At 74.2% G+C, this 7,805-nt stretch carries 5 protein-coding genes; all 5 read left to right on the top strand.

All coding sequences use genetic code 11. The features are described 5' to 3' along the window. Positions 1-10 precede the first annotated feature (10 nt). The 5 genes from QPK52_RS25795 to QPK52_RS25775 are packed head-to-tail and all read left to right on the top strand — an operon-like array spanning position 11 to position 7,723. Positions 11-712, top strand: a complete 702-nt coding sequence (locus QPK52_RS25795; RefSeq protein ID WP_410539890.1) for a thioesterase II family protein — start codon at positions 11-13, stop codon at positions 710-712. Between the two features lie 47 nt (positions 713-759). After that, positions 760-1,584, top strand: a complete 825-nt coding sequence (locus QPK52_RS25790; protein ID WP_410539888.1) for a mycofactocin-coupled SDR family oxidoreductase — start codon at positions 760-762, stop codon at positions 1,582-1,584. A gap of 30 nt (positions 1,585-1,614) precedes the next feature. Further along, on the top strand, positions 1,615-4,692 hold the full coding sequence (locus QPK52_RS25785; protein WP_410539887.1) for an amino acid adenylation domain-containing protein: 3,078 nt from the start codon (positions 1,615-1,617) through the stop codon (positions 4,690-4,692). A gap of 53 nt (positions 4,693-4,745) precedes the next feature. Beyond that, positions 4,746-6,524, top strand: a complete 1,779-nt coding sequence (locus QPK52_RS25780; protein ID WP_410539886.1) for a non-ribosomal peptide synthetase — start codon at positions 4,746-4,748, stop codon at positions 6,522-6,524. Next, positions 6,521-7,723, top strand: coding sequence for an NAD(P)/FAD-dependent oxidoreductase (locus QPK52_RS25775; protein ID WP_410539885.1), 1,203 nt, complete (start codon positions 6,521-6,523; stop codon positions 7,721-7,723). Before QPK52_RS25780 ends, QPK52_RS25775 begins: the two co-directional genes overlap by 4 nt. Positions 7,724-7,805 lie beyond the last annotated feature (82 nt).

Raw genomic sequence — 7,805 nt, 5'->3', positions numbered from 1 at the left:
GGGAATGAATATGCCAAAGGCGGTCGTACTCTGCGTGCCGTTCGCCGGCGCGGGCGCCTCGGTCTTCCGCCCCTGGGTGCCGTTGTGCCAGGACAGGTTCGAGCTGGCGGCCGTCCAGCTGCCCGGCCGGGAACAGCGCTTCGCCGAGGAGCCCTACCGGGACGTGGCCGCGGCCACCGAGGGGCTGCTGCCCGAGGTGCTGGAGCGGGTCTCCGGCGCCGGTCCCGTCGTCCTGTTCGGACACAGCCTGGGGGCGGTGCTGTCCTACGAGATCGCGCACCGGCTGGCCGCGACCGACGGCGTCGACCTGGCCGCGCTGGTGATCAGCGGCTCCCCCGGCCCGTGGACCCGGCGGGAGAACGGCGCGAGCGGGCTGGACGACGACGAGTTCCTGGCGCGGGTCAAGGAGTTCGCCGGCTACCGGCACGACGCGCTCGAGGACCCGGAGATGCGGGAACTGCTGCTGCCCACGCTGCGGGCCGACGTCGAGATGCACGAGAGCTACGTCCCCCGGTCCGACGACCCGCTGCCCGTGCCGATCGTCTCGGTCCGCGGCACCACCGACACGCTCGTGACCACCGAACAGGCCATGGAGTGGAGCAAGGCCACCAGCAGGGACTTCCGGTTCGCGGAGGTCGAGGGCGGCCACATGTACCTGGTCGACAACCCCGAGGGCCTCATCCGGGTGCTCGCGGACGTCTGCCCCGGGTGAGCCGGCGCGGGCGGGTCCGCCGATTGTCCTCAACGTAAGGAGTCTTGGTGCGTCTGCAAGGAAAGACCGTCATCGTGACGGGAGCCGCGCGTGGTGTCGGCCGCGCCTGCGCGCTGGCGTTCAGTCGGGAGGGCGCCGACCTCGCCTTGCTCGACGTGTGCGGTGACATCCCCGGCGTTCCCTACCCGCTCGGCACCACCAGCCAGCTCGACCACACCGCGCGGCTCTGCCGCGAGCAGGGCGCCTCCGTGCTCGCGGCGGCGGCCGACATCCGCGACCTCGCCGCGCTGCGCGCGGTGGTGGAGCAGGTCTGCGACCGGTTCGGCAAGGTCGACGTGCTGGTCAACAACGCGGGCATCGTGGCGCCGTCGGGCAAGTCGGCCCACGAGATCACCGAGGAGGAGTGGCAGGTGATGATCGACGTCAACCTGTCCGGCGCCTGGCGCATGACCTCGGTGGTCGGCCCTCTCATGGTCGCCCGGCGGTCGGGCAGCGTGATCAACGTTTCGTCCACCGCCGGCCTGGTCGGCTACCGGCACTTCGCCGGGTACGCGGCCTCCAAGCACGGCCTGATCGGGCTGACCAAGGCGACGGCGCTCGACTACGCGCCGTTGAAGGTCCGGGTCAACGCCCTGTGTCCCGGCTCGATCCGGGACGACAGCCAGGTCGAGGGCCGGATGCTCGCCGAGATCGCGCGGTCGCTCGACCTGCCGGTCGCCGAGCACGAGGAGACCTTCGTCCAGTCGCAGCCGATGAACTCGTTGATCGAGCCGGAGGACGTGGCCCAGGCCGCCGTCTGGCTGGCCTCGGACGAGTCCAGGCAGGTGACCGGCTCCGTGCTGACCGTCGACGGCGGCTTCACCGCCCGGTGAACCACCGCAATCACGCCAAGGGGACCAGTGGTGTCGATCTCTGAACAGGACGCCTTCGCAGCTCTCACGCCGGCGCGGCGCACCGTCGTCCATTCCGGTGAACGGATCCCGGACAACGACCGGAAAGCGCCCGGCGCGGTCTGCCACGCGCTGAGCGTGCGCCTCGCCGGCGGGCTGCCGGCGGACGGGCCGCAGGTGCTGGCGCGGCGGTTCGCCGACCGGGCCGCCGCGCTGCTCCCCGCCGCCGGGGCGGCGGCGGCCTTCCGCGGCGCCGCACGGCTGTGGACCGAGCGCGTGCCGTGCCGCTCCGACGAGTCCGCCGCACAGCGGTGGCGGGCGCGGGAACTCGTCCGGCCGGTGGTCGCCCACCGGGACGCCCCCGTGCGCGGAGTGCTGCTGCACTACGCCGACGGTGTCGCCGAACTCGTCGTGGTGGCGCACCGTGCGGCGCTCGGCGCCGCGGCGCTGCGCGGGTTCGTCGCGGAACTGCTCGGCGGCGCACCGCCCCGTGCGGACCGGGAGGCCTGCGCCGCCCGGACCGCGAACGGCGGACGGCGGTACGACGCCGCCCGGCACGCCGCCGACATCGCCGAGTGCCACCCCGGCGCCCAGCTTGACTGGGGACTCGGCCGGCCGCACGACCCGGACGTGCCCGAGACCGCCCTGCTGCCGCTGCCCGCCGGGCACCCGGAGGGGGACACCGAGAGCTGGACGGCCGCCCTCGGCGTCGTCCTCGCCCGCTACGAGGGGGTGGGCAGGCCCGTCCTCGCGGCGCTGGTCACCGACACCGACACCGACGACGGCGCTCCCGTCGAGGGGATCGCCCTGGTACCGGTGGCGGTGGACGGCGCGAACACGCTGGGCACCCTCGACAAGCAGGTCCGCGCGGCGGTCGCGGCCGGGCCGGCGTGGTACACCGAGGAACTCCGGCGCGAGGTGGAGGCCGCCGGCGGCGATCCCGCCGGCATCGCCGGGGCGGGGCTGGTCTTCGCCGACCTCGACCCGGCGGCGGACCTGCCCGGCGCGGCCTCGGCCGAGTACCTGCCGTTCCAGCTCCCGCCGTTCCCGGTGACCGTCTCGGTGGTCCGCGACGCCACGGGGAACCGGGTGCTGCGCTGCGACTTCTCGCCGCGGAAGCTGTCCGCCGGCATCGCCGACCAGTTCCTCCGGCACGTGTGCCGGGTGCACGGGATGCTCCTCGAGGCACCCGACACCCCCGTCTCGGACGTGCCGTTGCTGGACGAGGACGAGTTGGACCACCTGGACGCTCTCGGCCGGCCCGGCCCGGCGGAGTCCTTCGTGCCGCAGCGGATCGACGCGGTGATCGCCGCGATCGCCGCGAGCCGGCCGGACGCGGTCGCGGTCCGCTTCGAGGACGACCAGGTGAGCTACGGCGAACTCGACGGCCGGGCCGACCGGCTCGCCCACGCCCTGCGGGGGCTCGGCGTGGCCGACGGCGACCGGGTCGGGGTGTGCCTGGAGCGGTCCGCCGAGCTGATCGTCACGCTGCTCGCCGTGCTCAAGGCGGGCGCGACCTACGTTCCGATGGATCCCGCCTACCCCCGGGACCGGCTGTCCTACACCACCGCCGACGCCGGACTCGCCACGGTCGTCACCGACCACGCGGAGTTCCCCGGCGGCGACCGCGTCCGGGTGATCGGCACGGCCGAGCTCGCGGAGCTGGCGCCCGCGCGGTGCGACGGTCCGCCGTCGTCGACGACCGGCCCGGACGACCCGGCCTACGTCATCTACACCTCCGGCTCCACCGGCCGGCCCAAGGGCGTGGTCGTCCCGCACGTGAACGTGCTCGCCCTGATGGCCGCCACCACCGGGGAGTTCGGCCTGGGCGAGGACGACACCTGGACGCTGTTCCACTCCAGCGCCTTCGACTTCTCGGTGTGGGAGATCTGGGGCTGTCTGCTCACCGGCGGACGCCTGGTCGTCGTGCCCTACTGGGTGTCGCGCTCGCCGGAGGACTTCCACCGGCTGCTGTCGCGGGAACGGGTCTCGGTGCTCAGCCAGACCCCGTCGGCCTTCGCCCAGTTGGTGGAGGTCGAGCGGGACGGGGCGGACCCCGCCCCGGTACGGCTGGTGGTCTTCGGCGGTGAGGGGCTCGACCCGCGGATGCTGCTGCCCTGGTTCGACCGGCACCCGGAGACCGGGTGCCGGGTGGTCAACATGTACGGCATCACCGAGACGACGGTGCACGTGACCGCGCAGACCGTCACCAGGGCCGAGTCCCTCGCCGGGTCGAAGTCGGTCGGGCGCGCCCTGCCCGGTTGGTGGGTGCGGGTCGCCGACCCCGAGGGCAGGCCGCTGCCGGTGGGCGTCGCCGGTGAGATCTACGTCGGCGGTGCGGGCGTCGCGTCTCACTACCTGAACAAGCCGGAGCTGACCGGCCGGCGGTTCCTGACCGATCCGCGCACCGGCGAGCGGATGTACCGCAGCGGGGACAAGGGCCGGCTGCTGCCCGACGGGCGGCTGGAGCACCTGGGCCGGCTGGACAGCCAGGTCAAGCTGCGCGGCTTCCGCATCGAACTGGACGAGATCCGCTCGGTGCTGCTGGACGACCCGCAGGTGACCGCGGCGGCCGTGCTGCTCAACCGGGCCGACCCGGACGACCCGGCGACGGCACAGCTCGACGCGTTCGTGGTGATGGACGGGGACGACACCGCGGCCGTGCGGCAGCGCGCGGCCAGGTTCCTCCCCGAGTACATGGTGCCGTCGACGATCACCGCGCTCGACAAGATGCCGCTCACCACCAACGGCAAGCTCGACACCCGCAAGCTCCCCAAGCCCGCCCCGGCGGTCGTCGCTCGGGAGAGCGCCGTCCCCGGACGCCGGGCCGAGGGCGCCGGCGCGGACGGGGCCGACGGCGGCGCCGCCGCACCGGGCGACGCCTTCGAGGCGGCACTGCTGGAGGTCTGGCAGGAGGTGCTCGGCGTCCCGGTCGGCCCGGACGACAACTTCTTCGACCTCGGCGGCAACTCCCTGCTGGCCATGCGCGTGGGCGCCGCGCTGCGTCGGCGCGGCGACTTCACGGTGGCGATGCGCGACCTGTACCTGCGTCCGACGGTCCGTCAGCTGGCCGCGGGTCGCGCCGGGTGATCCGTGGGCCCGTGCCCGCGGCACTCCCGTTTCCGAAGGAATAGGAAGACACGATGGCTCAAACGCCCCTCCCCGACCTCTTCCGGCGACAGGTGGCACGCACGCCGCACGCCACCGCCGTCCGCTGCGGCGGGCGGGAGCTGGACTACGCCGAGCTGAACCGCCGGGCGAACCTGCTGGCGCACCACCTGATCGCCCGCGGCTTCGGCCCGGAGCGACTGATCGGGGTCCGGCTCGCGAGGTCGGCCGATCTGGTGGTGGCGCTGCTCGGCATCCTCAAGGCCGGCGCGGCGTACGTCCCGATCGACAGCGACTGCCCGGCGGAACGGGCCGCGTTCATCGTCGAGGACACCGGGCTGGAGCTGATGCTGGTCCAGGACGCCGAGCCCGGCGCCGGCGCCGGCGGTGTGCGGACCACGGCCGTCGCCGAGGCCGTCGCCGCCGCCGAGGCGGCCGGCGTCCCCGACCACGACCCGACCGACGTCGACCGGGTGGCGCCGCTCACCGCGCAGAACCTGGCCTACGTCATCTACACCTCCGGCTCCACCGGCCGGCCCAAGGGCGTCGCGGTGCAGCACGACACCCTCGTGCGCTACCTGGAGTTCGCCTGCGCCGAGTACCCGAGCCTCGCGGACGGCGCGCTGCTGCACTCCCCCGTGGCGTTCGACCTCACGGTCACCGCGCTGTACGGGCCGCTGCTCCTGGGCGGTTGCGTCCGTGTCGCGTCGTTGGACCGGGAGCCGGAGGACGACTGGGCGGCGCACGACCGGCCGGGCTTCGTCAAGGCGACCCCGTCGCACCTGCCGCTGCTGACCGCGCTGCCGAGCACGCTGTCCCCGACCGGCGAGCTGGTGGTCGGCGGCGAGATGCTGATCGGCGACGTCGTCGACCGGTGGCGGCGCACGCACCCCGGCGCGGCGGTGATCAACGAGTACGGTCCGACCGAGGCGACCGTCGGGTGCTGCACGTTCCGCATCGGGCCGCACGACGGGATAGAGCCCGGCGCCACCCCCATCGGGCTCCCGACGCCGGGCACCGACCTGTACGTGCTGGACGAGCGGCTGCGGCCGGTCGGGGCCGGCGTCGTCGGCGAGCTGTACATCGCGGGCGGCCAGGTCGCGCGCGGCTACCTGGGCCGTCCCGGCCTCACCTCGGAACGGTTCGTGGCCGACCCCTTCGGCGGCGGGCGCATGTACCGCACCGGCGACACGGTGCGGGTGCGGCCCGACGGGATCTTCGAGTACCTGGGCCGCACCGACGACCAGGTGAAGATCCGCGGCTACCGGATCGAGCTCGGCGAGGTCACCTCGGTGGTCGCCGCCCAGCCCGGGGTGCGGCAGGCGGCCGTGATCGCGCGCGAGGACCGTTCCGGCGACCGGTACCTGGCGGGTTACGTGGTGCCCGTGGAAGGGGCCGCCCCCGATCCCGCCTCGCTGCGGGAGGCCCTGCGCCGGGTGCTGCCCTCCTACATGGTCCCCTCGGCGGTCGTCGTGGTCGACGAACTCCCGCTGACCTCGAACGGGAAGCTCGACAAGGACGCGCTCCCCGAGCCGCCGGCCCAGGGCGCCCCCACGGGCGCCGCGCCGGAAACCGCGGCCGAGGCGCTGATGTGCGCCCTGTTCGCCGAGGTCCTCGGCGTGCCCGCGGTCCACCTCGACGACGACTTCTTCACCCGGGGCGGTGACAGCCTGCGGGCCGCCCGTCTGGCAACCAAGGCCCGCAGGGCCGGCTGGGCCTTCGGCCTGCGCGACGTGCTGGAGCTGCGCACCCCGCGCGCCCTGGCCGAGACCGCCCCGGAGGACGCGCTCGTCGCCGACGGAGCGATGCCGTGAGCGTGCGCCGTGTGGTGATCGTCGGCGCCTCGGTCGGCGGCAGCCGCGTCGCGTCGGGGCTGCGGCAGGCCGGCTACACCGGTTCGATCGCGCTGGTCGACCCGGACCCGGACGCGCCCTACGACCGGCCTCCCCTGTCCAAGCAGATCCTCGCCGGCGACTGGGCGCCCGACCGCGCCTCGCTGGGCAGCGCCGGACAGTGGCGTGCGGAGCGGCACACCGCGGCCGCCGCGGCGCTGGACCCGGCACGCCGCGTACTGCGGCTGGACACCGGCGACGAGTTGGAGTACGACCGGCTGGTCCTGGCCTGTGGCGCGTCACCGCGCACGCTGCCCGGCATGCCGCGCCGGGGCGTGCACCTGCTGCGCACGCTCGCGGACTGCCAGGCGCTGCGGGCCGATCTCGACCGGATCGGCTCAGGCCGCCTGGTCGTCGTCGGCGGTGGCTTCATCGGAGCCGAGGTGGCCTCCACGGCCCGCTCCCGCGGTATCGGGACGACCGTGGTGGAGGCGTTGCCCGCACCGCTGTCCGGACTGCTCGGCGAGGAGGTGGCGGCCGAACTCGCCCTGCTGCACGAGGACAACGGCGTGCGGTTGCTGTGCGGCGTCTCCGTCGCCGGACTCGTCGGCGATCCGGTGGTCACCGGGGTGGCGCTCACCGACGGGCGCACGCTGGACGCGGACGCCGTCGTGGTGGGCATCGGGGTCAGGCCGAACACGGACTGGCTCGCAGGCTCCGGCGTTGCGCTGGACGACGACGGCGGCGTCCTGTGCGACGAGCACTGCGCGGTCGACGCCGACCACACGGTGTACGCGATCGGCGACGTGGCCCGCTGCCACGACCCGCTGCTCCGACGCCACCTGCGGGTCGAGCACTGGACCAACGCCGTGGAGCAGGCCGACGCCGTCGTGCGCGGCATCGTCGGGCCGGCGCCGGTGGCCTACCGGCACGCGTTCTTCGTCTGGTCCGACCAGTACGGCGGCAAGATCACCCTGCTGGGCCGCCCCGACCCGGGCGACGACGTCACCGTGGTGCGCGGCGCGGGCCCGCTGCGCCGTTTCGCCGTGGCCTACCGGCGCGGCGCACGCCTGGGCGCCGCGCTGACCGTGAACTGGCCGAAGGCCCTGGTGGCGGCCCGGCGGTCGCTGGACGCGCCGTCCGGCGCGGACGACGTCGTCGCCGCTTGGAAAAATCTGTAGTCGCAGCTTGCTGAAAGACCTCTTTCGGCACGCCGCATTTCCGGGATGATCGAGTGCGCAACGCATCATTTCGTCGTTCAGG

It is taken from the genome of Streptomyces sp. KL2, assembly GCF_046529545.1.
In the GTDB taxonomy this organism is placed as follows: domain Bacteria; phylum Actinomycetota; class Actinomycetes; order Streptomycetales; family Streptomycetaceae; genus Streptomyces; species Streptomyces radiopugnans.
This window is presented reverse-complemented; position numbering and strand designations above follow the sequence as displayed.

Bases quoted from the DNA above. Each gene is read 5' to 3' on its own strand.
- QPK52_RS25780 (WP_410539886.1), top strand. From the start codon at position 4,746: ATGGCTCAAACGCCCCTCCCCGACCTCTTCCGGCGACAGGTGGCACGC.
- QPK52_RS25795 (WP_410539890.1), top strand. From the start codon at position 11: ATGCCAAAGGCGGTCGTACTCTGCGTGCCGTTCGCCGGCGCGGGCGCC.